The sequence below is a fragment of the Methylophilus sp. 13 genome (genome assembly GCF_015354335.1).
Taxonomy (GTDB): domain Bacteria; phylum Pseudomonadota; class Gammaproteobacteria; order Burkholderiales; family Methylophilaceae; genus Methylophilus; species Methylophilus glucosoxydans.
Map to the genome: position 1 here is coordinate 28,231 of NZ_JADKYR010000004.1, position 26,482 is coordinate 54,712.

Here is a 26,482-nt window from a genome sequence, read left to right on the forward strand (position 1 = left end):
TTGATAAATTCTGTATCGGTTTGATAAATTCATCAAACTAAAAGATTTTTTCTGGCTTGTGAACCTGCAGGAGATTAATAGTCACTACGTGTGAAGCCGGTTGGCGTCGCGGGTTTTAAATCAAAGGCAATGCAAATGCGCTCTGCGTCTGCCTGAAACGGGATCGTTCTATGAAAGAGCGAGGAGGGAAACAGCACAATATCTCCAATCGCCGGCTTGATATAACGTGTTGGAAACCGATCATGCAATTGCGGGTATTGGTCGCCATGCGTGCCATATTCAAAGGCGCCTTCCTTTTCATCCTCAGTCTTCGGCATGGCCAGGTAAACCGCGCCGCTGATCCAGCCGATTTCATGGATATGCGCATCCAGATGCCCGCCTGTTTGCATCTTGACATACCATGAGCTGGTGAACTCCAGTGCTGAGGGGAAATGGGTAATTAAGGCACAGTCCGCATGTTTATAGTGTTCGTGGTATGAGCGAAACTCTCGCTTGACGATTTCGCCCAGTGCCCTGAACGAAGCTTCCGCACGTTTGAATAAGTTGCCAGCAGACTGTTTGCCGTGAGTGAGCCGCGCTTGTTTGCGTTCAGCAATATCTGCTTGCGCGATATCGTTCAATAACTGTGTGAGCAAGGGGCTGCCAGGGGCCAGCTCAGGCAGGCTGCGGTGATAGACAAACGAAAAGCCATCCGGGCAAAACTGGTAAGGGTCGGGCTCGCCATGATTGATGCTGTAGTGCGTAGAGAGGGTGGCGATAAACGGTGCCGTGTGCGGGCCTTGCGCAAGCATTGCATCGCGACGTTGTTTAAAAACCTCAAATTGTTCGGCGCGATATAAACAATACAAGACTCTGGCTTGCCAGTCTTCCAGTTGCGATGTCTCAAAGTAAGGGATCGCTTCTTCGAAGCGCTTGGCCAAATATAGAAACTCGCCCATGTTGTAATTGGCTGCAGCATGTTGGGGATTGCGCTGCAAGGCTTGCTGATAGCAGTTGACCGCCCGTGTCATATCGCCCTGATCGCGCCAGGTTTCCCCCAGATTGTTATAGGCATCCGTGTAATTTGGGAACAAATCGATGGCACGCTCATAGCTTTGTACGGCGGCTTGCAAGTCGCCTTGATCTCGTAGCACGGTGCCCAGATTAAAATGACCGCGTGCATCTTGCGGCTGGATGCGCAAGCCGCGCTGATAACTGGCGACAGCTTCGTCCAGCCGGCCTTGCTTTTGCAATATCGTGCCCAGATTGCCGTGGGCTTCAAAAAATTGCGGATTCAAGGCAATGGCTTGGGCATAAGCTTGCTCCGCGGCAACCAGGTCATTCAGATGTGTTTTAACAATCGCATAGTTGAACCAAAGCTCAGGGACTTTCGGGTTTAGGTTTAAAGCATGTTGGTAAGCCTCAGCCGCTTGCGGGTAGGCTTGCTGTTGATCGAATGCTAGTGCCAGCAAATGATGCAAGATAAATTCGCGAGGATGTTGCGCCACTAAATGGCGAGCACGTTGAATCACTGCCTCGAATTGGCCGCGATTCAGTTGCTGTATTAATGCATTGATCTCTTGTGCGAGTGGAATAGCCATCATGAAAAATTCCCAATATAGTTACAATTTTGTAACAGATATTACAATTCCGCAATGATTGCGTGTGTTGATCTCCCGCAAATGGTGATCGGCTAAAAGGGGATTGGGTGCCAAAAAGGCAGGTGGGTTAGTGGGGGCGGGTGTGGTCTGAGCGCTGTTTGAGCAGTCTAACGGCAATTTCAGGGGCTTGTTCCAGCAAGCTGTGCATGTAGTCGCTTTCTATGCGGATGACGGATGCGCTCTCGGAGACTACCACCACACTGGCGGTTGCCGCTTGTTGAGAAAACAAGGCCATGTCACCAAAGAAATCGCCAGACTGCAAAATGCGCACGGTGCTGTCCTGCCCATTAGCGTGCTGTGTCATATGCAAGGTGCCCTCGACCACCATGTAATAGTAGGTACTCAATGCGCCTTGCCGAATGATGTGGTCGCCTTTGCTATAGGACTGTCCAAAGAGCTGTGTCAGCGCTTGCAGGTAATGCTGCTGATTGGGCACATCATCAAACAGACCTTTCAGTAGCAATATTTCTTTTTGTTTCAGCGTGACCATCAATTCTATGCCCGCCAAAAAGACGGCAAAGTTGAGATATAACCAGCTGATCGAGACAAACATGGCTTTCATGCTGCCAAACACGGCGCCAAAATTTTTATTCACCGTTAAAAATAACCCGAAGGCAGGGCGCATCAGCATCCACACCGTCGCCGTCAGCAAGGCTGAGATGAGCAAATGACGCCACTGGATGGGGAGAGGACAAAAACTATGATAAAAGCCGGCGATCAGCAAGGTGGTCAACAAGAGTGAAGCCAGCCAGCCGACTACGCTGATCATCGCCGTTGGCAGGTGCTGCGCCAAAAAGACAATCACTGATTCCAGCACAAAGCCCGCTGCGGTAAACAGGAAGAACACCAGCAACACGCCCAGTACCGCCATGATGTCCCGCAGCTTCTTATGCCAGAATGAGGGGACATCCTGGCGGCTGGCAATCAGATAAAAGCTGGAGCGCATATGTGCAGCCAGAGGGGTGATGGTCCATAGCAGAATAAAGAAGCCGACAGCACCCCAGGCGGCTTCGGTTTGAGTGTTGTGATACACCTCTACCATGATGCGCTGGCTAAATTCCGGGAGCAGATTGCTGGTCAGGATGGCCAGCTTCACGATCGCATAATCCGATGAGTACACCAAGTGGCTGAGTAAAAAGAAAATCAGCACAATCAGCGGGATCAGCGCAAACAGGGCATAAAACGACAACGCTGCCGCCAGCGCCATCAGGCGGTGGCGAATCACACCATGCCAGGTGGTCTGCACCACAAATAGTGGCGTGCAATAGGTATAAGCCGACAGCTGCTGTTTCAAGCCTTGCCATTGCTGCTGCAAGGTTGACCATAATACGGATGGCATCATATTGCGTTTAGTGGCTCAGTCTGCGTCTGATAAATGCTTATATTGTTCTGTGGCGTTCAGCAGGGCAAGGCAGGTACCTGCCTCCATCGCGGAGTGACCAGCATCCGGCACCATCACAAACTTGGCGTGAGGCAGAACTTGGCTCAGTGCCCAAGCCGTTTGCGGTGGGCACACCATGTCATAACGGCCCTGAACAATTGTCGTTGGAATGTGCGTCAGTTGTTTGCCCGCATCGGAGAGCATCTGCTCACCATCCACAAAACAGAGATGCCGGATGTAATGAATTTGTATCCGTGCGCGGGCGAGCTCCACCTGGCCATCCGGGGCGCTGCTGTCAGCCTTGGGCAGCAGGCTCATGATGCTGGATTCAAATGCATTCCAATGAATTGCCGCCGGAATACTGACGACGGGGTCAGGATCGAACACCTGGGTTGCATAGTACTCCAGTACCTGGCTGCGCTGCGCTTCTGGGACTGGGGCTAGCAATGTCTGCCATGCTTCAGGAAAGAACAATGCAACCTGTCCCAGAAACCAGTTAATTTCATGTGGTCTGCTTAGAAAGATGCCACGCAAGGTCAGGCTGATCACCTGATTCGGATGTTGATTGGCATAAGCCAGCGCCAGGGTGCTGCCCCATGATCCGCCGAAGACATGCCAGCGTGAAATATTTAGCCTGGTCCTAATCTGTTCAATATCGGCAACCAGATGTTGGGTTGTGTTGTCTTGAATTTCTCCCGCCGGCATGCTGCGGCCGCAGCCGCGCTGATCAAACAGAATGATGTGGTAATGCGCAGGATCAAAAAAGCGCCGTTGCGCAGGATTGCAGCCGCTGCCCGGGCCACCGTGCAAAAAAATCACGGGAACCCCTTCTGGATTCCCGCACTGCTCAACATAGATAGAATGTAACGAAGTGGCAGCAAGATGCCACTGTTTGAATGGTTGGCATTCGGGAAAGAGGGCGAGGTTCTTCATAGAGGGTTTTCTTTAACTATTTGATTTTATTTGTAAAAATTTATTTCCAATGAGACGGTGGAAAAATTCAAAAAATAATTTGAAAAAATTGTAACCAATTTGTAACCAAAGTGTTGCAATTGAAAACAAATTGTTCTATATTGCAATCCTCACATGTGGCAAGTGACAATTTCCAAGTTAGTTCAGGATAATTTCCCTTGTCTCTGGTGTGTAAAGTGTGTGCCTTTTATGCTCATTCCTAGTGTCAGCAAATCAGGTGCACACCTAATATTAAACCCTTAGTACTAACTTTGGAGATCAATATGCAAGTTAACAAAATCAAACTGGCCCTGGGTCTGGTAGCTGCTTTGCCAATGGTTGCATTCGCTGCTGCTGACCAAGAAGCTGCGATGAAAGATGCCAACAACTGGGCACACCCACGCGCTAACCATTTCAACCAAGGCTACAGCAACCTGGCTCAAATCAACAAAGGTAACGTTAAAAACCTGAAAGCAGCCTGGACATTCGCAACCGGTGTAAACCGTGGTCACGAAGGTTCTCCAGTGGTTGTGGGTAACATGATGTATGTACATACAGCATTCCCAAACAACGTATACGCTCTGGATTTGAACGACAACCAAAAAATCGTTTGGTCCTATTTCCCAAAACAAGACCCAAGCGTACAAGCAGTTCTGTGCTGTGACAACGTTTCTCGTGGTCTGGGCTACGGCGACGGCAAAATCTTCTTGCAACAAAACGACGGCATGCTGGTTGCTTTGGATGCAAAAACTGGTGCTAAAGTTTGGGACGTTAAAAACACTGATCCAAAAGTCGGTGCAACTAACACCAACGCACCACACGTGATCAAAGACAAAGTACTGACTGGTTGCTCAGGTGCTGAGTTCGGCGTACGTTGCTTTATTGTTGCTTATAACATTAAAGATGGTTCTCTGGCATGGAAAGCCTACTCTACAGGCCCAGATAGCGAAACATTGCACGACGCTAACACTAACAAAGAAAACCCACAGTACAACGCGCTGTCTGTTTATGAAGACGTGAACGGTGGTAACAAACAAGGCGGTTCTTTCAAAAAGATCCCTAACGACCAACTGAAAATCGGCGAAAAAGAACTGGGTACACGTACTTGGTTGAAACCACAAGCTGTGAAAGACGGCTGGCAACATGGTGGTGGTTCCGTATGGGGCTGGTGGCCATATGATGCCAAGACAAACTTGGTATACTACGGTTCAGGTAACCCATCCGTTTGGAACCCAGACGTACGTCCAGGTGACAACAAATGGTCCATGACAATCACTGCACGTGATCTGGACACTGGTGTTGCTAAATGGGCAATGCAAATGACACCACACGATGAGTGGGACTACGACGGTATTAACGAAGTGATCCTGTTCGACAAAGGTGGCAAAACATACGCATGGCACCATGACCGTAACGGCTTTATCTACACATGGCAAGCTAACAACGGTACATTGGTTGCTGCTGAAAAAGTGCACCCATTTGTTAACTGGGCTAACAGCGTTGACCTGAAAACAGGTGTACCAGACAAACTGGCATCTGCTTCTACACACCAAGACTACAACGCTAAAGGTGTATGTCCAGCGGCTCTGGGTACTAAAGACCAACAGCCAGCGGCTTACTCACCAAAAACTGGTTTGATGTACACACCATTGAACCACGTATGTATGACATACGAGCCAGTTGAGTCCAAATACGTTGCTGGTCAACCATGGGTTGGTGCGACACTGACCATGTTTGCTGGTCCAGACGGCGTGATGGGTGGTTTCGGTGCTTACGACCCAATGACCAACAAAAAAGTTTGGTACAACAAAGAGAAGTTCTCTGCTTGGGGTGGTGCTCTGACTACAGCTTCTAACATTGTGTTCTACGGTACATTGGATCGTTGGTTCAAGGCTGTTGATGCACAAAATGGTAAAGAACTGTGGAAATTCCAAGTGGGTTCCGGTGTAATTGGTAACGCATTCACCTACGGCCATGCTGGTAAACAATACGTTGGTGTATTGTCTGGTATCGGTGGTTGGGCTGGTGTTGCGATGAACTTGGGTATGACTAACGACACAGACGCACTGGGTGCTGCTGGTGGTTACAAAGAGTTGACCAAGTACAACGCTGCTCCTGGCGGCGGTGCATTGAACGTATTCTCACTGTAATTTGAGCTTGCCTTAAATTATCTAATAGAAGTACGTTGACTCCTTAACACCCTGCTTAGGCAGGGTGTTTTTTTTCATGAATTTCATGATTAAAAACCATGAATAGGAATTTAAGTAGGGCTTCCCTACAAATCAATACGTATTCGCGATAAGATGATTGAGTTTGTCGTGAATTCATCGAACTTTTGCATATGATTAAGTTCAAAAAACGACAGGAAACAATCACAAAAAGGAACGAAATCAAAATGAAAATATGGAATATGCTGGGTGCGGTGGGATTGGTGTTGGCAACGCAATCATGGGTGTCTGCTGAGGAGATCGAAATCCCTTCAATCAACCCGGATGAAGGCCGGATCGGTGAAGTACGTCGTGTGGCTGATGAATCAGAGTTCAAGGTTTGTTCTGATCCCGATAATATGCCTTACTCTAACTTGAAGCTGGAAGGATTTGAAGACAAGATTGCAAAAGTGCTGGCCGATGACCTTGGCAAGAAGCTGAGCTTCCAATATGCCTATAATCGTCAAGGGTTTCTGCGTAATACCATCAATGCAATGCGATGTGATGTGATCATCGGTATGACCTCAGACTTCGATGGGTTGAGAACGTCCAAACCCTACTATCGTTCAGGACATGTATTTGTCTGGCGCAAAGACAGCAATTACGACATTACCAACTGGGATTCGCCAGATTTGAAAAAAGGCATTATCGGGATTGTTGACAAGAGCCCAGCGACTATCCCGCTCAACGATTACAACTTGATGACGAATGCACGTCCTTATCGTTTGCAGCGGGATCTGAATTTGCCAACCAGCTTCATTATTGATGATCTGGTCAAAGGCGATATTGATGTCGCTGTGATGTGGGGTCCTATCGCTGGTTACTACGTTAAAAATTCCAAAGTCCCGCTGGAAATGCGCCTGATTCCTGAGTACAACAAAGTCAACCTCAAAGGTAAGGAGTATTGGAATATTTCAGTAGCTGTCCGTATGAAGGATAAAGATCGCATCAAAATGATTAATGAAGCTTTAGAGCGCAACAAAGACAAGATTGATGCGATTCTTAAGGATTATGGTATCCCCACCGTGCCAGTTGTTGAAGGCGACAGTGTGTATAAAAAATAACAGTACTGTTGAAAAAGTTTTATAAACAGACAGTTGCTAATGACAAGGAAAAAAAAACACAGTAAAATCGTTGGCTTGTTTTGAGATGGCTGTGTGATAAATTCTGTCATTATTAATGAATTATTCGTCAACCGTTTCTGGAACGATTCGTTAAATGAGCATGCGGTAATTGTTTGGTTTACCACTTGTCGCCGCTCATTTTGTTTAGGATTAGGAGAAAACATGTTAGGCAACACACTTAAATCAGCATTGTTGATTTCCTTGATGGCATTTGCCACAGGCGCAATGGCTGATATCACTTTTTCAGCAACTCAAGACGGTTCCACCTTGAACATTGACAAAGCTTTGTTCGATACAGATGCTGCCAAAGAATTTTTGGCTACTGGTAAAAACCCATACATCGGTAACGAAGACGCTATCAAAAAAGGTAAAAAGATTTTCAACATGTACTCATGTGTTGCCTGTCACGGTGGTAAAGGTGAAGGCGCTGTTGGCCCAGGCTTGATCGGTGCTAACTTCCGTTACGCTAAAAACGCAACGAACAAAGGCATGTTCGAAACCATCTGGCACGGTACCAACGGTGGTATGGGTGCTAAAGGTTTTGGCCTGATGGCGCCAGATGATGGTTTGAAACCAGATGAAGTATTGAAAGTGATTGCCTTTGTGCGTAGTAATAGCAACGTAGGCATGACAGGTAACGAATAACTCGTTACGAATAAAAACGGTCACTTAGGTGACCGTTTTTTGTTTTTATGGCACAATTAAAGCGTGCTGTGTGAAGCTAAAATAATAATAGACATGGCAGGATTTTAAGGAATAACACTATATAAAACCTGGGGGTAACGATGAGAAGTTTATTATTGACGACATTGCTGGCAGCAATGTTGGCGGCATGTAACAACGGTGGGCAATCTGCTGGCGCTTCAGCAGAAGGTGGCGATATCAAGGCGATACAATTTGTCACCACCCAAGATGGTCAACCTATGGAAATTGACCATAAAATGTTTGATACACCTGCTGCGAAAGAATTTTTGGCGACGGGTAAAAACCCTTATATTGGTAACGAAGAGGCGATTAAAGAAGGCAAGAAAAAGTTTAACCTGTTCTCTTGCGTTGCTTGTCATGGTGGTCATGGTGAAGGCGCTGTCGGGCCTGGCTTGATTGGCGAGAATTTCCGTTATGCGAAGAATGCAACCAATAAAGGCATGTTTGAAACGATCTGGCATGGCACCAATGGTGGCATGGGTGCAAAAGGTTTTGGCTTGATGGCGCCAGATGATGGTTTGAAGCCTGACGATGTATTGAAAATCATCGCTTTTATTCGTAGTCATGCCAAAATTACTGGTAACGAATAGTCGTGTTATTTGAGGTGTTGTGCGCGCTTGGCAGTACGGCAGGCGCGCTTTTTTATTGAAGGATTAATGTGAGCGTGACTGACGAAAATGATTTACACCATGTCATTATTGTAGGTGGTGGTGCAGGTGGCCTTGAATTGGCGACCAAGTTGGGTGACTCCTTGGGCAAAAAGAAAAAAGCAAGGATCACGTTGATTGATGCAACGCGAACCCATGTCTGGAAGCCGTTGTTGCACGAAATTGCAGCGGGTAGTATGGATCCGGATCGCCATGAGCTGGAGTATCTGGCACAGGCACATTGGCACCACTTCAAGTTCAGGCTGGGCCGGATGGATGGTCTGAATCGTGCAACACGTGAAGTGTTTTTGTCGCCGGTACATGACGAAGATGGGAATGAAATTATTGCGCGCCGTTCATTCAAATACGATACCCTGATTATCGCGGTGGGTAGTACTACCAATGATTTTGGCATTAAAGGGGCACGTGAGTATTCACTTGCCTTGGATACCCAGGCGCAGGCGCAAAAATTCCATCGCTATCTGCACAACGCATTATTGCGTGCACAAACACAGCCTGAACCATTAAAACCCGGTCAGCTTGAAGTGGCGATTGTGGGCGCTGGGGCGACGGGTGTCGAGTTGGCGGCTGAACTGCACAATACTACGCGTGAGCTCGCCGCCTATGGCCTGGATAAAATTGATGCCGATCGTGACGTCAAGATTTCTCTGATTGAAGCAAGTGACCGTATTTTGCCAGCATTACCACCCAAGCTTTCTTATGCGGTTGATGTCGAGCTGCGTAAACTGCGGGTGAATGTGTTTACTGGCGAGCGTGTGACTGAGGTGTCTCCCAAAGGCATCACGACGCACAGCGGCCGTACGATTCCTGCGGAGTTGGTGGTGTGGGCAGCTGGCATCAAAGCCCCGGATTTTCTCAAGGATATCGATGGGCTGGAAACCAACCGTATTAACCAGCTGGTGGTGAATCAGCATTTGCAGACCACTCGTGATACGAATATTTTTGCGTTTGGTGATTGTGCAGCCTGTCCATGGCTGGGGCATGACGCGACGGTGCCTCCACGTGCGCAAGCGGCACACCAGCAGGCTTCGCTGCTGATCAAGACGGTGAAGGCGCGTGTGGCTGGTAAAGAATCGCTGCCAGAGTTCCACTATACCGATTACGGCTCACTGGTCAATTTGGGCAAATACTCTACCGTGGGCAGCTTGATGGGTGCTGTGGCGGGGGGCAGCATGTACATTCAGGGCTTGTTCGCACGCGTGATGTACCGTTCCTTGTACAAGATGCACTTGATGGCATTGCACGGTGTGCTGGCGGTGATTGTTCATACCATCGGTCGTATTATCTCAAGACGTACCGAGCCACATGTCAAATTGCATTGATCGCTAGGCAGCAAAAAGGGCGCTCAGGCGCCCTTTTTATTGATTGTATCAAAGCTGCGTTGCGCTTATCGCCGGATATGTTTGCGATAAACCAGTGTGATCAATGACATGCTGAAGATAATAAATACCCCGAAGATGGCCACAATGGTATTAATGTCTAGCTTGGCGCCTACCATCCAGGTGTAAGCGCCTAATAGCAGCAAGATGCCTATATTCTCGTTAAAATTCTGTACGGCAATCGAGTGCCCGGCGCCGAGTAAATGATGGCCCCTGTGCTGTAATAAGGAGTTGAGCGGCACCAGAAAATAGCCTGAAAGCACACCAATCACAAATAGCAGGATCCCTGCCAGAATGGGGCTGTGGATCACCATCATGCTCATCACCAGAATCCCCATATAAATGCCTGCCGGTAACACTTTCACGGCATTCTCCAGCTCGACATACTTGGAAGCGATGATTGAGCCGATGGCGATGCCAACGGCAAGGATGGCGATCAAATAAGTCGCTTGTTGCTGAGAGAAGCCCAATCTGACATCTGCCCACTGTAATACCACAAATTGCAAGGTGGCGCCGGCGCCCCAGAACAAAGTGGTGACGGCCAGCGAGACCTGGCCTTGCGGATCTTTCCACAGCGTCATAAAGGCATGCCAAAAATCTTTGAGCAAAAACCAGAGCGTTTTTTGCGCTACTTTGTGGTCAATCGGTACTTTGGGAATGTAGTAGTTGAACGCTGCGGCCAGCAAATACAGGCACATAATGCAGGCAATCCCCATGTATGGATTGTTGGCAGACAACGTAGAACCCAACACCGGCCCCAGAATAATGGCGGTGACTGTGGTGCCCTCCATCCATGCGTTGGCCTTGATTAACAAATGCGATGGCAGCATTTCCGTCAAAATGCCATATTTCGCTGGCGAGTAAGCGGCAGCACCTATCCCCACCACAGCGTACGCATACAGGGGCGGCACGCCCGCCAGTGCCATCAGGCAACCGATAAACTTCAACCCATTGCTTAAAAACATGACCCGGCCTTTGGGCAGCGCATCGGCAAAGGGGCCGACAAAAGGTGCGAGCACGATATAGGAAATCACGAAAAATTCGCGTAGAAGTGGTTCGTGCCAGCTGGGTGCGTTAAGCTTTGCCAGCAGGGCAATCGCAGCAAACAGCAGAGCATTATCTGCGATTGCCGACAAAAACTGGGCAATCAGTAAGGTATAGAAGCCTTTGACCATAAGAAGCGAGCAGACGACTGTCTACAAGACCTCTGCCGCAAAGTCTGCAAGGCGTGAGCGCTCACCACGCACCAGGGTGATATGCCCGTTATGCGCCCAGTTCTTGAAGCGGTCAACCACATAGGTCAATCCCGAGCTGCCCTCCGTCAGGTAGGGGGTATCAATCTGGGCAATATTGCCCAGACAGACCACTTTGGTGCCCGGTCCGGCCCGCGTAATCAGCGTTTTCATTTGTTTGGGGGTGAGGTTTTGTGCTTCGTCTATGATCAGAAACTTGTTGAGAAAGGTACGGCCACGCATGAAGTTCAGCGATTTGATTTTAATCCGGGTACGGATCAGGTCTTGGGTGGCTGCACGGCCCCACTCACCCACATCTTCATCGGTTTTGTTGAGCACATCGAGGTTGTCCTCAAGGGCACCCATCCATGGCGCCATTTTTTCCTCTTCCGTGCCAGGTAAAAAGCCGATATCTTCGCCAACCGGTACCGTCACACGGGTCATGATAATTTCAGAATAACGTTTTTTATCCAGGGTTTGCGTCAGGGCGGCGGCGAGGGTGAGCAAGGTTTTACCCGTCCCGGCCTGCCCCAGCAGCGTGACAAAATCAATGTTGGGATCCATCAGCAGGTTGAGCGCAAAGTTCTGCTCACGATTGCGCGCAGTGATGCCCCACACATTGTGTTTGGGGTTCATGTGGTCCTGCACCACTTCAAGAATGGCGGTATTGTCTTCAATCTTGCGCACAATAGCATGAAACGGTTTGTTGAATTCATAAAACACGAATTCATTTACTAGCAGTGACTTGACGATAGGCCCGCTGACTTTGTAGTACATGCGGCCAGATTCTTGCCATGAATGCATGTCCTTGCTGTGCAAGTCCCAAAAGTTTTCAGGCAGTTCGCGCAGGCCGGTATACAGCATGTCGCTGTCTTCCAGTACCTTGTCATTAAAGTAATCTTCAGCCGCCACGCCCATGGCACGGGCTTTGATACGGATGTTGATATCCTTGCTGACCAGGATGACATTGCGTTTGGTGTGTTGTTTTTTGAGCGCCAGCACCACGCTGATGATCTGGTTGTCGGCCTTGCTGCCAGCGAGGCCTGGTAAATCCGTCGGCACATGTTCGGTTTGGAAAAACAGCTTGCCCGTTAAATGACGGTTGCCTTGAATGGCAAGCGGACAGCCTTCCTCAAGATTGCTTGTTTCATTGCCACCCATGATTTCTTCAAGAAAACGGCTGGCCTGGCGTGCGTTACGTGCAACTTCGGTCAAGCCTTTTTTATTGTTGTCCAGCTCTTCCAGGGTGACCATGGGAAGGTAGACGTCGTGCTCTTCAAACCTGAATAGCGACGAAGGGTCGTGCATCAAAACGTTGGTATCGAGGACAAAAAGCTTGGTTTGTGGAGCACGGGCCATAGAAAATCACTTTTATGAGTGGGAAGACTGTATGCTGGCTAACACCTCAGCGGCATGACCATCGACTTTGACACCGCGCCATTCGCGCACAATGATGCCTTGTGGGTTGATCAGAAACGTACTGCGCTCAATGCCGCGAACCTGTTTGCCATACATGTTTTTCATTTTGATCACATTAAACGCCTGGCAAGCGATCTCATCGCTGTCCGAGATCAATTCAAAGGGAAAGCTGTATTTGGCCTTGAAGTTTTCGTGCGATTTGAGCGTATCACGCGAAATGCCAAAAATGATGGCATTGGCTTCGAGAAATGCGGCATGCATGTCACGGAACTGCATCCCTTGCGTGGTACAGCCTGGGGTGGAATCCTTGGGGTAGAAATACAGGACGAGGAACTTGCCCAAATAGTCTTTGCTATTGAATTGCAGGCTGGAGGTCGCTGGTAAGCTGAGTTCTGGAACAGGTGAATTTAACATAGTTGACATCGCTATCACTTAATCACATTGTTGATAAAAATACAAAATTAAGCAAGCACAAATCGCATATTCACCGCCTGCGATCAAGCATCTCACGAGAGGTGGATGATTATTGCGGTAATAAGATGGTAATGCGGGTACCTGTGCCTGCGCCACTTTCAAAAGACATGCTCCCGCCGAGCTCTTCGCAAACTTTAAATGCAAAAGGAATGCCGAGACCCGTGCCGAACCGTTTGGTGGTGGGGCCCGGTGTCAGTGCATGCGGATCAGGCTTGAACGGCATGCCTGGCCCCTGGTCGATAATCACCAGGGTTAGCAAGTGATCATGTAGCGCACATTGCAGCTGAATCTCGGCGCCTTTGGGAGAAGCCTCTGTCGCGTTTAGAAGCAGGTTGTATAGCATTTGTTCCAGTAAATGCTCGTCGGTCAAAATCAATTGTTGCACCGTGTCACTGTTTTCTTGCAACCTGATCTGCTTTTCATTCAGTTTGGGATGCAAGGTAGTGACCGCACCTTGAACGATATTGGATAGCCGCAGCTGATTGAGCATAGGCTTGATCGGATGCAGATAAGACAACAGGCTGCCGGTCCAGCGCTCAAGCCGGTCTACGGTATGGATAATGCCTTGAATCGATTCCATGGTGTCCTTGTCCAGCTGCGGGTCATCGATCACCTGCGCAGTAGCGCGGATACTCGCCAGGGGATTGCGGATGTTATGCGCCAGCATAGGCACCAACAGGCCAAGTGCCGCCTGTTTCTCGCTCTTGACCAGGGCATCGCGGCTGGCGGCCAGGTCTTCGGCCATTTTATTGATTTCGCGTGACAGCATCGCCAGCTCCTCGGCGCCAGCTTCTGGCACCTGATGGGTGAGGCTGCCGCCACTGATGGCATTGGTGGCTTGCATAATGTCATTTATCGGGCGCACGATAGACTCTTTGAGAATGCGCCTGGAATAGACAATCAGCACACAAGCCAGTAACAGCGGCAAGGACAAAACGGCAATGGAGTTACTTCTGGCTTCATCCAGCCTGTGCTTGATTTCACCTTGCTTGATCATGAGCAGGCGTTCTGCGCGCTTGGACACCTCTTCATAATGCTTGAAGATGCCGGTTTCAATATCCTGATAAATCGACTTCTGGGCATTACGGTCGGGATTGTTCTGGTAACGATAGAACAGCGCAGGTGCTTCATTCACCAGGTTGCGGTATTTGTGCTCAATCTCCATCAAGGCATCACGTTCTTCCTGGTCCAGCGCGATCGACTGCAGGCGCTCCATATGGATCAGAATCGACGTGGTGTATTGGTTGTATTCATTGAGCGCATTCGTCTCTTGCAAAAAAAATGCATCAAACAACTCTTTCATTTGCCGGTAAAGGTCGCCACGTACCAGGTAGATTTCCTGGATCACGACATTGATGCGCTGGGATTGTTTGGAGGCTTTGTCCCACAAATAGATGCCATAAGCGCCACTGGCGACGGCGAGGACGATCAGTGCAATAAAATAGATGTCATGAAAAAGCAATAATAAGCGCAGCGGCTTGTCATGTTGCCAATGGGGAGATGAGCTTGTCTGCTTGCGCTTGAACAGCATGTGCACCTAACTGGACAGTTTGAAGCTGACCGTGACAATAATGTTATTGATTCTGCCACGTAGTATTTCATGAAAATGGGGTTTAAGCTGCGATTTTTGCGCTGCCGCCAAGGCTGCGTCATCAATGGCTTTGTTGCCGCTGGACTCGACGACTTCAATATTGGTGATATTGCCATGATCGTCAATGCTGATGCTTAATTTGACATCGCCTTCTATGCCTCTGTCTTGCGCAATCCGCGGGTAGCGCTGGTTTTTCTTCAGCTCCCTATGTGCCGCACTTCTAAACGCATTACGCGCGGCGTCAATATCCCCTTCGCTGGGCCCAGAGGCTTTGACTGGTTCTTGTGGCGCAGGGGGCGCGGGGGGCGGCACCACGACTTCAGACTTGGTTTCACTGACGCTGGGCTTGGCGGCAATCACGGCCGGGGCTGGTGATTCCACTACGGGGCGGGGCGTTTCTACCGCTTGCTCTGGCATAGGCGACGGTTTTTGCGGCGTCACCGGTTTTTGCTCTACGGCCTTGGGTTCTAGCTTTGGAGGCTGTGGCTGCGGTTTTGGAGGGGTGGGTTTGACCGCTTCAGGTTCGGCTGGTGCAGGTGGCGCGGGTGTGACAGCGGGTGGTTCTGGTTTGACCAGCTCAATCCGGATTTCTTGCTTGTTTGGGGGCGGCAGGTCGTAATCAGGTTTGGGTAGAGTAAACATGATCAAGGCATGTATCAGGAGTGAGGCAATCAGGCACCACTCTAATAAATGACTGAATTGTTTTGTTTCTTTTAAAACGGCTTGCACGCCAATATCCCTTTTGATGACCCCCAACGCAAGCCGACACTATAAGCTATTTTTGAATCTTCTTGCCAGCTTGCAGATACAAGGATGCCTTAGAAAATGCCGGTGAAAGGTTGTACTTCAACCCAACTGCCTGCGGGTAGCGGCCCTGAGGCTTCATCGAGCAAGATAAAGCAATTGGCCTGACTCATGCTGCTTAAAATACCGGAGCCCTGCTCGCCTGTGGTTTTTACCTTCCAGTCTGTACCGTCCTTAAACAGGATACCGCGCTGAAATTCGGTGCGGCCTGCGGCCTTTTTAATCGGGCTCACGCACTCGACCTTGAAGGAAGGTTGTACGCGCTCATGGCTTCCCATCAAGGTTTTTAACGCCGTTTGCACAAACTGGTAAAACGTTACCATCGTGGCGACCGGATTGCCGGGCAAGCCAAAATAATGCGCTTGTCCCAGCTTGCCATAAGCCAGCGGTCGCCCTGGCTTCATGTTGATTTTCCAGAACAGCACCTGACCATGGGTGGCGAGCAGTTGTTTCATGAAGTCCGCTTCACCCACAGACACGCCGCCACTGGTGATGACCACATCAAAGCGGGCGGCGGCTTGCAATAGAGTGTGCTCCAAGGCTTGGGGATTGTCGGCAATATTGCCCAGGTCCTCCACCTCTGTGCCCAGGGCTTGCAACATGCCCCACAGGCTATAGCGGTTACTGTCGTAAATTTGTCCGGCTTGTAAGGGCTGGCCTACGCTCACCAGTTCATCGCCCGTGGTAAAAAAGGCCACTTTAAGATGCCGGTAAACCTCAATCTCTGCGACACCCAGCGAGGCGAGCAAGCCCATGTCTGCCGGTTGCAACGTGTGGCCAGTAGCAAGGACGGTTTGTCCGATAGCGATGTCTTCACCCATTAGACGAATATTGGCGCCTTTGCCAGGCAGTTTTTGGATGCTGACATGCTCGCCGGTCACTGTTGCATGCTCTTGCATCACGACGGTGTCAGCGTCTGCCGGAATCACTGCCCCGGTCATTATTTTGATACAGCCACCCGCAGGAATCTTGCCGTTAAAAGGCTTGCCGGCAAACGCCGTGCCGACGATACGCAATGGCTGCGAGGCTTCAGCGAGCCTGAAAGCAAAGCCATCCATGGCTGAATTGTTGTGACCTGGCACATTGAGTGTAGAGGCGATAGGGCTGGCGAGCACACGTCCCAAGGCTTGTTTAATCGAAAGGCATTCGGTCTGTTGCACAGGCGTCAGGAATTGTTGGATATATTGTCGCGCTTGCGATACCGACATGGCATTGGGGTCATAATCCTCTGCACCCGCCGGGTCGTGGGCCAATTGACGTAATAAATCTGGTGTCTGGTTCATAGCGATGATGATGGCCGTTCATTAATGTTAGTAAACGCTTGCTCATCTTCAAAGCTCACGAATACATGTGGATGTTGCGCTTGCCATGCGCTCACTTTGCGCTGGCCTTGCTCGAGAAAATGATCCAAATCCTCGCGCAGGGCGCGTGGCATCAGGCAGAAAACGGGGTGTGTTCCACTCTGGCTGCGTGCAATGGCCAGCCCATGGGCTTGCTTGTGCAGGTGTTGTGTTTGTTCCAGGGCAGTCTTGAGACGGCTGACCAGATCCAGCGGCAGCAGCGGCGAATCGCAGGGGACGCTCACAATCCACTCGGTGCTGGCATGATGCATCCCTGCTTGCATGCCTGCCAAAGGCCCGTCAAATTGGTCATTGGCATCGGCGACCACAGGGATGCCAAAACGCTGGTACTCGTCCAGATGGCGGTTAGCATTGATGATGACATGATTCACTTGCGGCTGGATGCGCTCCAGCACATGTGCGACCAGTGGTTTGCCCTGGTAGTCCACCAGGCCTTTGTCCACGCCCCCCATGCGCAAGCCACGCCCCCCGGCAAGAATCACTGCGGTAATCTGCATTAACCACCTGTGTGCGACATAAAGCGGATCACAGCGGGTCCTGCACGTTGTAAATCAAAGTCATGGCCTTTGGGCTTGATATGCATGCCGTGCAAAATCGCTTCTACCAGGGGCTGGTCATCGTCGGGGTGTGCACGCAACAGCGGCAATAAATTCACCTGATGGTCCTGGCCCAGGCATAAAAATAATTCTCCCTGGCAGGTAATGCGTACCCGGTTGCAATTTTCACAAAAATTGTGGCTATGCGGTGAAATAAAGCCGATCCTGGTCGCTTGGCCATTGACCTGCCAGTAGCGTGCGGGGCCGCCTGTTTGATGGGTACTTGGCGTCAGTGAGAACTTACTTTTAAGTAATGCCAGGGTGTCTTTATTGCTGACGCAGCTCTGTTCACGGTCGTGCGCCACTTCGCCCAAGGGCATCTCTTCAATAAAGCTGATATCTATGCGTTTTTGAATGGCGAAGTTCACCAGGGCTTCGGTTTCATCATCATTGATGCCGCGCATCAATACCGAATTGAGCTTTATGTTTTCAAAACCGGCGGCGATGGCCGCTTCAAGACCGCCCAGCACTTTGGATAACTCACCTACCCGGGTGATCGCCTTGAAGCGGTCAGCCTGCAAGCTGTCGATGGAAATATTGATGCGTTTGACGCCTGCCGCCTTCAATGCCTGCGCGTATTTATCCAGTTGGCTGCCATTGGTGGTAATGACGCACTCCTCCAGACCGGGCAAATGTCCAATTTCCTCAAACAGCCACAGTGCATTTTTGCGTACCAGCGGTTCGCCGCCGGTGATGCGAACTTTACGCACGCCCATACGGACAAACAATTTAACCAAGCGTGCACACTCTTCCAGTGACATGACCTCGTGACGGGGTAAAAACGTCATGTCCTCTGCCATGCAGTATTGGCAGCGGAAATCGCAGCGGTCAGTAATCGACAGGCGTATGTAGTCCACCTGTCGGCCAAACTGGTCGATCAATTGGGTGGGCAGAGTGGCTGGCGTATGCATTGCAATCATTAAAATTTAAAGTAATCAGCATTTTATGCCCTTTTTTTGCTTTAACAAGGCATAAATAGAGGATATGATGCCAGGGTGATAGAATGTAACTGAATTGTAACTCGTTAAGATGTGAGGTCGGTTTGGATAACACATTAAGCCATGAACAGCATGCGCAAATTCAAGCGCATATTCAAGCACACCAGCATGTACCGGGCGGCTTAATGCCTCTGCTACATGCGATTCAGGAGGATATTGGCTATGTGCCGGAAACCGTCTATCCTGACATTGCCAAAGCCCTGGCGCTCTCGGTGGCCGAGGTGCACGGCGTGGTGAGTTTCTATCATCATTTCCGTACGCATCCGGTCGGCAAGCATGTGTTGCAAGTCTGCCGCGCGGAATCCTGCCAGGCCATGGGTTCAGAGAGGCTTGAAGCCGAATTAAAAGCCAGGCTAGGCGTGGACTATCATCAAACCACCGCTGACGGCACACTGACCTTGCTCCCGGTCTATTGTCTGGGTAATTGCGGCTGTTCCCCGGCCGTTATGCTCGATGAAGAGGTCTATGGCCGCATGAATACGCAAAAAGTGACTGAACTGATTGCCGAGGTATGTCATGGTTAAGATCTATGTCCCAATCGACTCGACAGCACTGTCTTTGGGTGCTGAGCGTACCGCGAAAAAAATCATCCAGGAAGCCCAGGCGCGAGGCCTCGAGATTACGCTGGTGCGTAATGGCTCTCGTGGCCTGTTCTGGCTGGAACCTCTGGTAGAAGTAGAGAGTGCGCAAGGGCGCGTCGCTTTTGGCCCGGTGTCGCCCGCAGATGTCGCAGGCTTGTTTGATGCCGGGTTTACTCAGCCCTTGGCAGACCAGGCGAAAGCCCATCCCTTATATCTCGGCTTGACTGAAGAGCTGGCCTGGCTCAAAAAACAGCAACGACTGACCTTTGCCCGGGTGGGGATCACTGATCCATTGTCTCTTGAGGACTACCTCGCGCATGATGGCTATCAAGGACTCAAAAATGCGCTGACCATGTCCGGCGCTGACATAGTCAAAGCGGTGACGGACTCAGGCTTGCGTGGCCGGGGTGGTGCCGCTTTTCCGACCGGCATCAAGTGGAATACCGTGCTCAATGCGCCCGCTGAACAAAAATACGTCGTCTGTAATGCGGATGAGGGCGATTCCGGCACCTATTCTGACCGCATGATCATGGAAGACGATCCGTTTGTGCTGATTGAAGGCATGACCATCGCCGGCATTGCGGTCGGCGCAACGCAGGGCTATATCTACTTGCGCAGTGAATATCCGCATGCCTTGAAAACACTGAATGAGGCGATCCGCAAGGCCAATCTTGCCGGGTATCTGGGCGAGAATATTCAGGGCTCAGGCCGAACGTTTCACCTGGAGGTCCGCCGTGCGGCAGGCGCTTATGTGTGTGGCGAAGAGACTTCTTTACTCGAAAGCCTGGAAGGCAAGCGAGGGCTGGTGCGCTTCAAGCCGCCATTGCCCGCCATTGAAGGCTTGTTTGGCAAGCCGACCATTGTCAATAACGTGATCTCGCTGGCTACCGTACCGATTATTCTGGATAAGGGTGCACAATACTATGCGGATTACGGCATGGGGCGTTCACGTGGCACCTTGCCTATCCAGCTGGCGGGTAATTTAAAACACACCGGCCTGGTCGAACTGGCATTTGGTGCGACCTTGCGCGAATTGCTCTACGACTATGGTGGTGGTTCAGCGACTGGGCGGCCGATTCGCGCCGTGCAAGTCGGCGGTCCGCTGGGGGCCTATTTGCCAGAGAGTCAGTTTGATACGCCACTGGATTATGAAGAATTTGGCAAAATTTGGGCGGTACTCGGTCACGGCGGCATCGTTGCTTTTGATGACAGTGTCGATATGGCGAAAATGGCCCGCTATGCCTTTGAGTTTTGCGCCGAGGAAAGCTGCGGCAAATGTACGCCATGCCGTATCGGCTCTACCCGTGGCGTAGAGGTGATGGACAAGATTATGCTGGGCAACAATCGCGCCAAGCAAGTGCATTTGTTGCGTGATTTGTCTGACACCATGCTTAACGGTTCTCTGTGCGCCTTGGGCGGGATGACGCCTTACCCGGTCTTGAGCGCATTGAACCATTTCCCTGAAGACTTTGGATTAAGTGGTAAAGAGGCTGCAGCCTAGGCAGCAAAGGACATTATTATGGACGATATCAAGTATTCCTCTTCGCAGCCGCAATCCCTCAAGTATGACCCAGACAAGGATTACGGTACGCCAAAATCAGACAGCGCAGTGATGGTGACCCTCAATATCGATGGGGTGGATGTTACTGTGCCCGAGGGCAGTTCTATCATGCATGCGGCGCAGTTGGGTGGCGTCACCGTGCCCAAGCTCTGTGCTACCGATTCCCTGGAGCCGTTTGGTTCCTGCCGTCTTTGTCTGGTCGAGATCGAAGGCCGTCGCGGCTATCCGGCCTCTTGCACGACGCCAGTCGCCCCCGGGCTTAAGGTGAAGACGCAAACCCCTAAATTGGCGGATGTGCGCCGGGGCGTCATGGAGTTATATATTTCTGACCATCCGCTGGATTGCCTGACCTGTGGCGCCAATGGGGATTGCGAGTTGCAGGACATGGCAGGTGCGGTTGGTTTGCGCGAAGTCCGCTATGGCTACGAAGGCGAAAACCATCTGGGCCAAGTCAAAGATGAGTCCAATCCCTACTTCACCTTTGATCCTTCCAAATGTATTGTCTGTTCGCGTTGCGTGCGGGCCTGTGAAGAAACGCAGGGCACCTTTGCCTTGACCATTCAAGGTCGCGGCTTTGACAGCAAGGTTTCTGCCGGCAACAAAGACTTTCTGGAGTCAGAATGTGTCTCCTGTGGTGCGTGTGTGCAAGCCTGTCCGACCGCCACATTGATGGAAAAAACCGTGATTGAGGCAGGCACGCCTGAGCACAAAGTGACAACAACTTGTGCCTATTGCGGCGTTGGTTGCAGTTTTGATGCAGAAATGAAAGGTGAGCAGGTTGTCCGCATGACGCCGAGCAAAGCAGGAGGCGCCAACCATGGTCACAGCTGCGTCAAAGGGCGCTTTGCCTGGGGCTATGCGACGCATGCGGATCGCATTACCACGCCCATGATACGCAAGAGTATTCATGATCCCTGGCAAAAAGTGAGCTGGGATGAGGCAATTAATTATGCCGCTAGTGAAATTCAGCGTATCCAGCAAACCTATGGCAAAGAGGCCGTGGGCGGAATTACTTCCAGTCGTTGCACCAATGAAGAAGTCTATGTCACACAAAAACTGATCCGTGCCGTGTTCGGTGTGAATAACGTCGATACCTGTGCCCGTGTGTGCCACAGCCCGACTGGCTATGGCCTCAAGCAAACCCTGGGTGAGTCCGCGGGCACACAGACCTTCGATTCCGTGATGAAATCAGATGTGATTTTCGTCATGGGGGCCAACCCTACCGATGGTCACCCGGTGTTTGGCTCACTGATGAAACGCCGTCTGCGTGAAGGGGCCAAGTTGATTATCGTCGATCCACGTGAAATCGACCTGGTTGCTAATTCTCCCCATATTCGTGCCGACTACCATCTCAAGCTGCGGCCTGGGACCAATGTGGCCATGATTTCAGCCATTTCACATGTGATTGTGACTGAAGGATTGGTGCAAGAGGACTTTGTTAAAGCGCGCTGCGAATGGGATTCTTATGTGGCCTGGCGTGATTTTGCTGCCAAGCCTGAAAACTCTCCAGAAGCACTAGAAAAAGAATTGGGCGTGCCTGCCAAAGAGGTGAGGGAAGCTGCACGCTTGTATGCCACCGGCGGCAATGCGGCAATTTACTACGGGTTAGGGGTCACCGAGCACAGTCAAGGTTCGACCACGGTGATGGGCATAGCCAACCTGGCGATGGCAACCGGCAATGTCGGGCGTGAAGGCGTGGGTGTGAATCCCTTGCGTGGTCAAAACAATGTACAAGGCTCTTGTGACATGGGATCCATGCCGCATGAGTTTCCTGGCTACCGTCATGTGTCTGATGATGAAACACGGGCGCAGTTCGAGCAGGCATGGGGCGTCAAACTGAGTGCTGATCCAGGGCTGCGTATTCCCAATATGCTGGACTTGGCCGTTGAAGGCAGTTTTAAAGCGGTGTATTGTGTGGGTGAGGATATTGCCCAGTCAGACCCTGACACCCAGCACGTGACCCATGCGCTGGAGAATATGGAGTGTGTGATTGTGCAGGACTTGTTCCTGAACGAAACTGCCAAATTCGCGCATGTATTCTTCCCGGGAGCGTCCTTCCTTGAGAAAAACGGGACGTTTACCAATGCCGAACGCCGCATTTCCCCGGTGCGTAAAGTCATGACCCCCAAGAATGGGATGGAGGATTGGGAGATTACTGCCAGATTCTCGACCGCCTTGGGTTACCCCATGCATTACGCCCATGCCAGCGAGATCATGGATGAAATCGCTGCCTTGACCCCTACATTTGCTGGGGTCAGCTTCAAGAAACTGGACGAGTTGGGCAGTATCCAGTGGCCCTGCAATGACGAGGCGCCAGAGGGGACGCCGACCATGCATGTGGATGCGTTTGTGCGCGGCAAGGGCAAGTTCTTTGTTACTCAATATGTGCCCACCACCGAGCGCGTCAACCAGAAATACCCATTGATCCTGACCACCGGCCGTATCCTGTCGCAATACAATGTGGGTGCACAAACCCGACGCACACAAAACGTGGTTTGGCATCATGAGGATGTGATCGAGATTCATCCGCACGATGCTGAGGATCGCGGGATTGTTGAAGGCGATTGGGTGGGGATTACCAGCCGCGCCGGGCAGACCGTGTTGCGCGCCAAGATTACCGAGCGGGTACAACCTGGCGTGGTCTATACCACCTTCCACCATCCTGAGTCCGGTGCCAATGTCATTACCACCGACAACTCGGATTGGGCGACCAATTGCCCAGAGTACAAGGTCACGGCAGTACAGGTGTCCAAGGTGAACCAGTTGTCTGATTGGCAGAAACAGTATCGTTCATTCAGCGATACCCAAATTGAGTTGTCCGGCATGGATCCGCAGACGGTTGTTTCCTGATGAGCGAGGCCATTAAGGAGGCTGAGGCACAATGTCGCCTGTCAGCCTATCAGGAAATGCCGGTGCAGCCTGCTGAGCAGGCAGTCACGACGCTGGCGGTGACGCGCTGGCGTCAGGGCGAAGTGACTGTGGTCGCCGACGCCTTGGCGCAAGAAGTCCCGATTGCGTTTGTGTACAACGGGATATCGCATGTGGTGATGATGGCCACGCCGGCAGACCTCGAAGATTTTGCCTATGGCTTTTCGTTTACCGAAGGCATTATTACTGCGCGCAAGCAGATTTATGGTGTAGAGGCTAAAGCGATTGAGGATGACGATGGTCAATTACAAGGCATTGAACTGCACATAGAGTTAGCCACAGAACAATTTGTTTTGCTTAAGGCGCAGCGCCGTAATCTGACTGGCCGCACGGGTTGTGGCTTATGCGGTGCAGAAAGTTTGCAACAAGTATTCAAGCATCCTGGCATGACGGCATCAGCGCCCACCAGACTGGATGCGGCCGTGATAGCCAACGCGCTGGCAGCGTTGCAATCACAGCAGCCACTGCAACAGATGACAGGCGCAACGCATGCCACAGCACTTGCCGACAAACAGGGCAACATTGTGTGCGTGCGGGAAGATGTCGGCAGGCATAATGCGCTGGATAAACTGATCGGTTGCTTGTTGCGCCAGCAAGTCGAGTGGTCTGCATGCTGGCTGGATCATTGGGTGCTGACGACCAGTCGCGCCAGTTATGAAATGGTACAGAAAGTGGCGATGGCCGGTGGTCAGGTGTTGGTGGCCATGTCTGCGCCCACCGCCCTCGCCGTCAATCTGGCCAAGGAATATGGTTTTTTACTGGTTGGCTTTGCCAGAGCAGGCCAATGTGTTGTGTATAGTGGTGAGCTTGGCCAAACAAGCTAAGCTGGATAGTCACTGGAAAGCGTGTAGAGAGATGGATGTCGAAAAGTTAATTAAAATGGCTAACCAGATTGGCGATTTTTTTGAGGCAAATCCTGATGCCGAGGAAGCGCAGCGTGAAATTGCCAGTCACCTGAAAAAGTTCTGGAATTCGGTCATGATCAACAGCCTGGTTAGCCATGTGCAGCAGCATCAGGGGCAAGGCTTGCATCCGCAAGTGATTGCGGCCGTGCAACAATATGTAAAATTGTCTTGAAGTGAAAACGGCGACCTGAAGGTCTGGTCGCCGTTTTCTGTATTACTTGTGGTGTCGCTGTAATAATCTGAAAGACTCGCGATTCTGGCGGGTCTGCTCCCCCTCCCAAATGACGCGCCATTCATCCCCGGGCAACACGTGGCGTTTGCCAGGCTGGTCTTCAATCAGGTACAAATCACAGTCTGCCGGTTTTGCAGTCGCCTGGGTTTGCAGGCGTATCTTGGCATGATAATGCAATAACTCCTCTTGCGAGCTGCCTATGTTTTGCGCATAAATACATTGGTAATGCGTGGGCAAATGCTTGCGCAAGTCTTCAAACAGGGGCTGATAGGTGCGCGCCGCTTCAATCATCGGGAGCCAGAGACTCATGAATACGGTCCAGGCACAGGTCATGCCGATGGCCCAGTTTGTGGCGCTGGATCGGTTGGAGTGTTTGGAACGCAAGACAATAGATAACCAGATCAGGGTCACGGCTACCGCAATCGCACCGTAGAGCAGGCTGAATGGAATCATTTGCAGGCCGGACAGGTAGCTCAGACGCTGATACAGTTTGACGGGGGTGCCATTGAGCATGGCCCACCAACCCAGCCAGGCAATGGCAATCAACAGGCCAAACAAGATCAATCCAAACCAGTTTAAGGCACCCGCTGCGCCACGTTTGAGCGTTTCTATGCTGCCAGCTGCCAGCACGGTCAGCGGGACCAGCAAGGGCAAGGCATTCACTTCACTGCGGTCGCTATAAAAGCCGATCAGTACAAAGGCCACGGTAAAAAAGATCAGTCCCAATTGAAAGCGGTAGGTGCTCAGCACGCTCTGGCGGAAGCGCCAAACGCCCCACATGGCAAAAGGGAGTGCTGGCCAGGCATACCAGGCCAAGGTGCGGACAAAGTAAGCATGCTTTGTCGGGAGTTGCACTTGCCATTGCGATTGCCACCAGGTCTGCCAAAGTTCGGGAGCCCATTGCTGGCATAGCGAGCACCACAGCCAGATGCCAGGTACTGCAAGCAGCACGCCTGCCAGTAAGGCTTGGGATTGTGCACGATGTTGACGAATGGCAGGCAATAGCAGCAGGCAAGCCGTCGTCCCGATAATGGTGAGTGCAGGCAATACGCCACCCGCCAGAAATGAGATCAGCAAGCCTGCCCCTAGCAAGCCTGCAGCACGTAATGGCTTGCGGATGACGAGTGCCAGGGCGTAAAACGCCATGGTGATGCCACTCAAGGCCGCCACGGCCGGCATCATGGTGTGGGCGCTCACCACTAACCCCAAGCAACCTATGAAAATGAAATTGGTTTGTCTGCCAACACCAAAGTTCCACAGCTCCCGCCCACTCAAGCCCATCATGATCAGTGTCAGCAACATCCAGACACCAACACTCAGTCGGGCTGCATCATGTATAGGTAAAAATGGGGAGAGCAGATGCGCAAAACCAGTTGCGACCCAGTAAAACAAGGGCGGGGTTTCCAGGGCAGGGTGGCCTGCCGATACAGGTGCAATCCAGTAGCCTTCGGTCCAGCTTTGCATGGACAGGAACGGATGTTCAAACAGGCTTTGGACGATACTGGCCGTCTGCGACTCGAACGGTTTCCAGGGTGAATGCCCTATCAGGCCCACGCACAACCAGATGGCACAGAGCAGGATCAGCAAATGTGTTTTTGCCCGCTCACCGACCTTGGCGCGCGGGGTAGCCATGTTTTCTTGCCAGTCGTGGTCAATGTAAAACTGCATGGTGGAATACAGATCGCGAAGTAAACGCCCTTAACAAGAACAGATCATTCAGCTCAAGTTTAATGCCTATAGATTAA

22 protein-coding genes are annotated in these 26,482 nt (G+C 51.1%); 10 read left to right on the forward strand and 12 right to left on the reverse strand.

Features of this window, described 5'->3' with window-relative positions; genetic code table 11:
* Window positions 1-74 precede the first annotated feature (74 nt).
* The 3 genes from INP77_RS11225 to pip all read right to left on the reverse strand — a co-directional run bounded on the left by INP77_RS11225 (window position 75) and on the right by pip (window position 3,954).
* Window positions 75-1,583 carry a 2OG-Fe(II) oxygenase family protein gene (locus INP77_RS11225; protein ID WP_228518894.1) on the reverse strand — a complete coding sequence of 503 codons (1,509 nt, stop codon included), beginning with the start codon at window positions 1,581-1,583 and terminating at the stop codon, window positions 75-77.
* A 124-nt stretch (window positions 1,584-1,707) separates the two neighbouring features.
* Window positions 1,708-2,982: a YhjD/YihY/BrkB family envelope integrity protein gene (locus INP77_RS11230; RefSeq protein WP_228518895.1), complete on the reverse strand. Its 1,275-nt coding sequence runs from the start codon at window positions 2,980-2,982 to the stop codon at window positions 1,708-1,710.
* Window positions 2,983-2,997: 15 nt separating this feature from the next.
* Window positions 2,998-3,954 (reverse strand): prolyl aminopeptidase, encoded by a 957-nt coding sequence (gene pip, locus INP77_RS11235; RefSeq protein WP_194749157.1) that lies wholly within the window; start codon window positions 3,952-3,954, stop codon window positions 2,998-3,000.
* Between the two features lie 302 nt (window positions 3,955-4,256).
* On the opposite strand from pip, the gene INP77_RS11240 reads away from it, so the two are divergent.
* The 5 genes from INP77_RS11240 to INP77_RS11260 all read left to right on the forward strand — a co-directional run bounded on the left by INP77_RS11240 (window position 4,257) and on the right by INP77_RS11260 (window position 9,998).
* Window positions 4,257-6,122, forward strand: coding sequence for a PQQ-binding-like beta-propeller repeat protein (locus INP77_RS11240; RefSeq protein WP_194749158.1), 1,866 nt, complete (start codon window positions 4,257-4,259; stop codon window positions 6,120-6,122).
* 245 nt (window positions 6,123-6,367) lie between these two features.
* Window positions 6,368-7,243, forward strand: a complete 876-nt coding sequence (locus INP77_RS11245) for a quinoprotein dehydrogenase-associated putative ABC transporter substrate-binding protein (RefSeq protein WP_194749159.1) — start codon at window positions 6,368-6,370, stop codon at window positions 7,241-7,243.
* Between the two features lie 222 nt (window positions 7,244-7,465).
* Window positions 7,466-7,948: a cytochrome c gene (locus INP77_RS11250; protein WP_194749160.1), complete on the forward strand. Its 483-nt coding sequence runs from the start codon at window positions 7,466-7,468 to the stop codon at window positions 7,946-7,948.
* 140 nt (window positions 7,949-8,088) lie between these two features.
* Window positions 8,089-8,598, forward strand: coding sequence for a c-type cytochrome (locus INP77_RS11255; RefSeq protein ID WP_228518896.1), 510 nt, complete (start codon window positions 8,089-8,091; stop codon window positions 8,596-8,598).
* 74 nt (window positions 8,599-8,672) lie between these two features.
* Complete coding sequence (locus INP77_RS11260; protein ID WP_194749161.1) at window positions 8,673-9,998, forward strand: NAD(P)/FAD-dependent oxidoreductase; 1,326 nt, start codon at window positions 8,673-8,675, stop codon at window positions 9,996-9,998.
* Between the two features lie 65 nt (window positions 9,999-10,063).
* Here the strand turns inward: INP77_RS11260 and lplT are convergent, their stop codons facing one another.
* The 8 genes from lplT to moaA all read right to left on the reverse strand — a co-directional run bounded on the left by lplT (window position 10,064) and on the right by moaA (window position 18,443).
* A complete protein-coding gene (lplT, locus tag INP77_RS11265; protein ID WP_194749162.1) occupies window positions 10,064-11,230 on the reverse strand; it encodes a lysophospholipid transporter LplT in 1,167 nt (388 codons plus the stop codon).
* Between the two features lie 21 nt (window positions 11,231-11,251).
* Window positions 11,252-12,646, reverse strand: coding sequence for a PhoH family protein (locus INP77_RS11270; RefSeq protein ID WP_194749163.1), 1,395 nt, complete (start codon window positions 12,644-12,646; stop codon window positions 11,252-11,254).
* Window positions 12,647-12,658: 12 nt separating this feature from the next.
* Window positions 12,659-13,120: a peroxiredoxin gene (locus INP77_RS11275; RefSeq protein ID WP_194749399.1), complete on the reverse strand. Its 462-nt coding sequence runs from the start codon at window positions 13,118-13,120 to the stop codon at window positions 12,659-12,661.
* A gap of 109 nt (window positions 13,121-13,229) precedes the next feature.
* On the reverse strand, window positions 13,230-14,711 hold the full coding sequence (locus INP77_RS11280; RefSeq protein WP_194749164.1) for a HAMP domain-containing sensor histidine kinase: 1,482 nt from the start codon (window positions 14,709-14,711) through the stop codon (window positions 13,230-13,232).
* Between the two features lie 6 nt (window positions 14,712-14,717).
* Window positions 14,718-15,500 (reverse strand): TonB family protein, encoded by a 783-nt coding sequence (locus tag INP77_RS11285; RefSeq protein ID WP_194749165.1) that lies wholly within the window; start codon window positions 15,498-15,500, stop codon window positions 14,718-14,720.
* Window positions 15,501-15,589: 89 nt separating this feature from the next.
* Window positions 15,590-16,858, reverse strand: coding sequence for a gephyrin-like molybdotransferase Glp (gene glp, locus INP77_RS11290; protein WP_194749166.1), 1,269 nt, complete (start codon window positions 16,856-16,858; stop codon window positions 15,590-15,592).
* Window positions 16,855-17,433 (reverse strand): molybdenum cofactor guanylyltransferase MobA, encoded by a 579-nt coding sequence (gene mobA, locus INP77_RS11295; protein ID WP_194749167.1) that lies wholly within the window; start codon window positions 17,431-17,433, stop codon window positions 16,855-16,857. Before mobA ends, glp begins: the two co-directional genes overlap by 4 nt.
* Window positions 17,433-18,443, reverse strand: coding sequence for a GTP 3',8-cyclase MoaA (moaA, locus tag INP77_RS11300; RefSeq protein WP_194749168.1), 1,011 nt, complete (start codon window positions 18,441-18,443; stop codon window positions 17,433-17,435). The genes mobA and moaA overlap by 1 nt, the downstream gene beginning before the upstream one ends.
* Window positions 18,444-18,574: 131 nt before the next feature.
* Between moaA and INP77_RS11305 the strand changes: the two genes are divergently transcribed.
* Genes INP77_RS11305 through INP77_RS11325 form a run of 5 tightly spaced genes read left to right on the forward strand, consistent with a single transcriptional unit; the run spans window position 18,575 to window position 24,677 of the window.
* Window positions 18,575-19,054, forward strand: coding sequence for a formate dehydrogenase subunit gamma (locus INP77_RS11305; RefSeq protein ID WP_194749169.1), 480 nt, complete (start codon window positions 18,575-18,577; stop codon window positions 19,052-19,054).
* Window positions 19,047-20,612 carry an NADH-quinone oxidoreductase subunit NuoF gene (locus tag INP77_RS11310; protein WP_194749170.1) on the forward strand — a complete coding sequence of 522 codons (1,566 nt, stop codon included), beginning with the start codon at window positions 19,047-19,049 and terminating at the stop codon, window positions 20,610-20,612. The genes INP77_RS11305 and INP77_RS11310 overlap by 8 nt, the downstream gene beginning before the upstream one ends.
* An 18-nt stretch (window positions 20,613-20,630) precedes the next feature.
* Window positions 20,631-23,522, forward strand: coding sequence for a formate dehydrogenase subunit alpha (fdhF, locus tag INP77_RS11315; RefSeq protein WP_194749171.1), 2,892 nt, complete (start codon window positions 20,631-20,633; stop codon window positions 23,520-23,522).
* The gene (fdhD, locus tag INP77_RS11320) at window positions 23,522-24,424 is read left to right on the forward strand and encodes a formate dehydrogenase accessory sulfurtransferase FdhD (RefSeq protein WP_368667938.1); all 903 of its coding nucleotides are present in this window, start codon (window positions 23,522-23,524) and stop codon (window positions 24,422-24,424) included. Before fdhF ends, fdhD begins: the two co-directional genes overlap by 1 nt.
* Window positions 24,408-24,677, forward strand: coding sequence for a formate dehydrogenase subunit delta (locus tag INP77_RS11325; RefSeq protein WP_228518898.1), 270 nt, complete (start codon window positions 24,408-24,410; stop codon window positions 24,675-24,677). Before fdhD ends, INP77_RS11325 begins: the two co-directional genes overlap by 17 nt.
* A gap of 42 nt (window positions 24,678-24,719) precedes the next feature.
* Here the strand turns inward: INP77_RS11325 and INP77_RS11330 are convergent, their stop codons facing one another.
* Window positions 24,720-26,405: a glycosyltransferase family 39 protein gene (locus tag INP77_RS11330; RefSeq protein ID WP_194749172.1), complete on the reverse strand. Its 1,686-nt coding sequence runs from the start codon at window positions 26,403-26,405 to the stop codon at window positions 24,720-24,722.
* Window positions 26,406-26,482: the final 77 nt, after the last annotated feature.

Coding starts and splice junctions, on each gene's coding strand:
- INP77_RS11270 (WP_194749163.1), bottom strand. CDS start 12,646: ATGGCCCGTGCTCCACAAACCAAGCTTTTTGTCCTCGATACCAACGTT.
- lplT (WP_194749162.1), bottom strand. CDS start 11,230: ATGGTCAAAGGCTTCTATACCTTACTGATTGCCCAGTTTTTGTCGGCA.
- pip (WP_194749157.1), bottom strand. CDS start 3,954: ATGAAGAACCTCGCCCTCTTTCCCGAATGCCAACCATTCAAACAGTGG.
- glp (WP_194749166.1), bottom strand. CDS start 16,858: ATGAACCAGACACCAGATTTATTACGTCAATTGGCCCACGACCCGGCG.
- INP77_RS11245 (WP_194749159.1), top strand. CDS start 6,368: ATGAAAATATGGAATATGCTGGGTGCGGTGGGATTGGTGTTGGCAACG.
- fdhF (WP_194749171.1), top strand. CDS start 20,631: ATGGACGATATCAAGTATTCCTCTTCGCAGCCGCAATCCCTCAAGTAT.
- INP77_RS11330 (WP_194749172.1), bottom strand. CDS start 26,405: ATGCAGTTTTACATTGACCACGACTGGCAAGAAAACATGGCTACCCCG.
- fdhD (WP_368667938.1), top strand. CDS start 23,522: ATGAGCGAGGCCATTAAGGAGGCTGAGGCACAATGTCGCCTGTCAGCC.
- INP77_RS11240 (WP_194749158.1), top strand. CDS start 4,257: ATGCAAGTTAACAAAATCAAACTGGCCCTGGGTCTGGTAGCTGCTTTG.
- mobA (WP_194749167.1), bottom strand. CDS start 17,433: ATGCAGATTACCGCAGTGATTCTTGCCGGGGGGCGTGGCTTGCGCATG.
- INP77_RS11310 (WP_194749170.1), top strand. CDS start 19,047: ATGGTTAAGATCTATGTCCCAATCGACTCGACAGCACTGTCTTTGGGT.
- INP77_RS11225 (WP_228518894.1), bottom strand. CDS start 1,583: ATGATGGCTATTCCACTCGCACAAGAGATCAATGCATTAATACAGCAA.
- INP77_RS11255 (WP_228518896.1), top strand. CDS start 8,089: ATGAGAAGTTTATTATTGACGACATTGCTGGCAGCAATGTTGGCGGCA.
- INP77_RS11230 (WP_228518895.1), bottom strand. CDS start 2,982: ATGATGCCATCCGTATTATGGTCAACCTTGCAGCAGCAATGGCAAGGC.
- INP77_RS11275 (WP_194749399.1), bottom strand. CDS start 13,120: ATGTTAAATTCACCTGTTCCAGAACTCAGCTTACCAGCGACCTCCAGC.
- moaA (WP_194749168.1), bottom strand. CDS start 18,443: ATGCATACGCCAGCCACTCTGCCCACCCAATTGATCGACCAGTTTGGC.
- INP77_RS11280 (WP_194749164.1), bottom strand. CDS start 14,711: ATGCTGTTCAAGCGCAAGCAGACAAGCTCATCTCCCCATTGGCAACAT.
- INP77_RS11250 (WP_194749160.1), top strand. CDS start 7,466: ATGTTAGGCAACACACTTAAATCAGCATTGTTGATTTCCTTGATGGCA.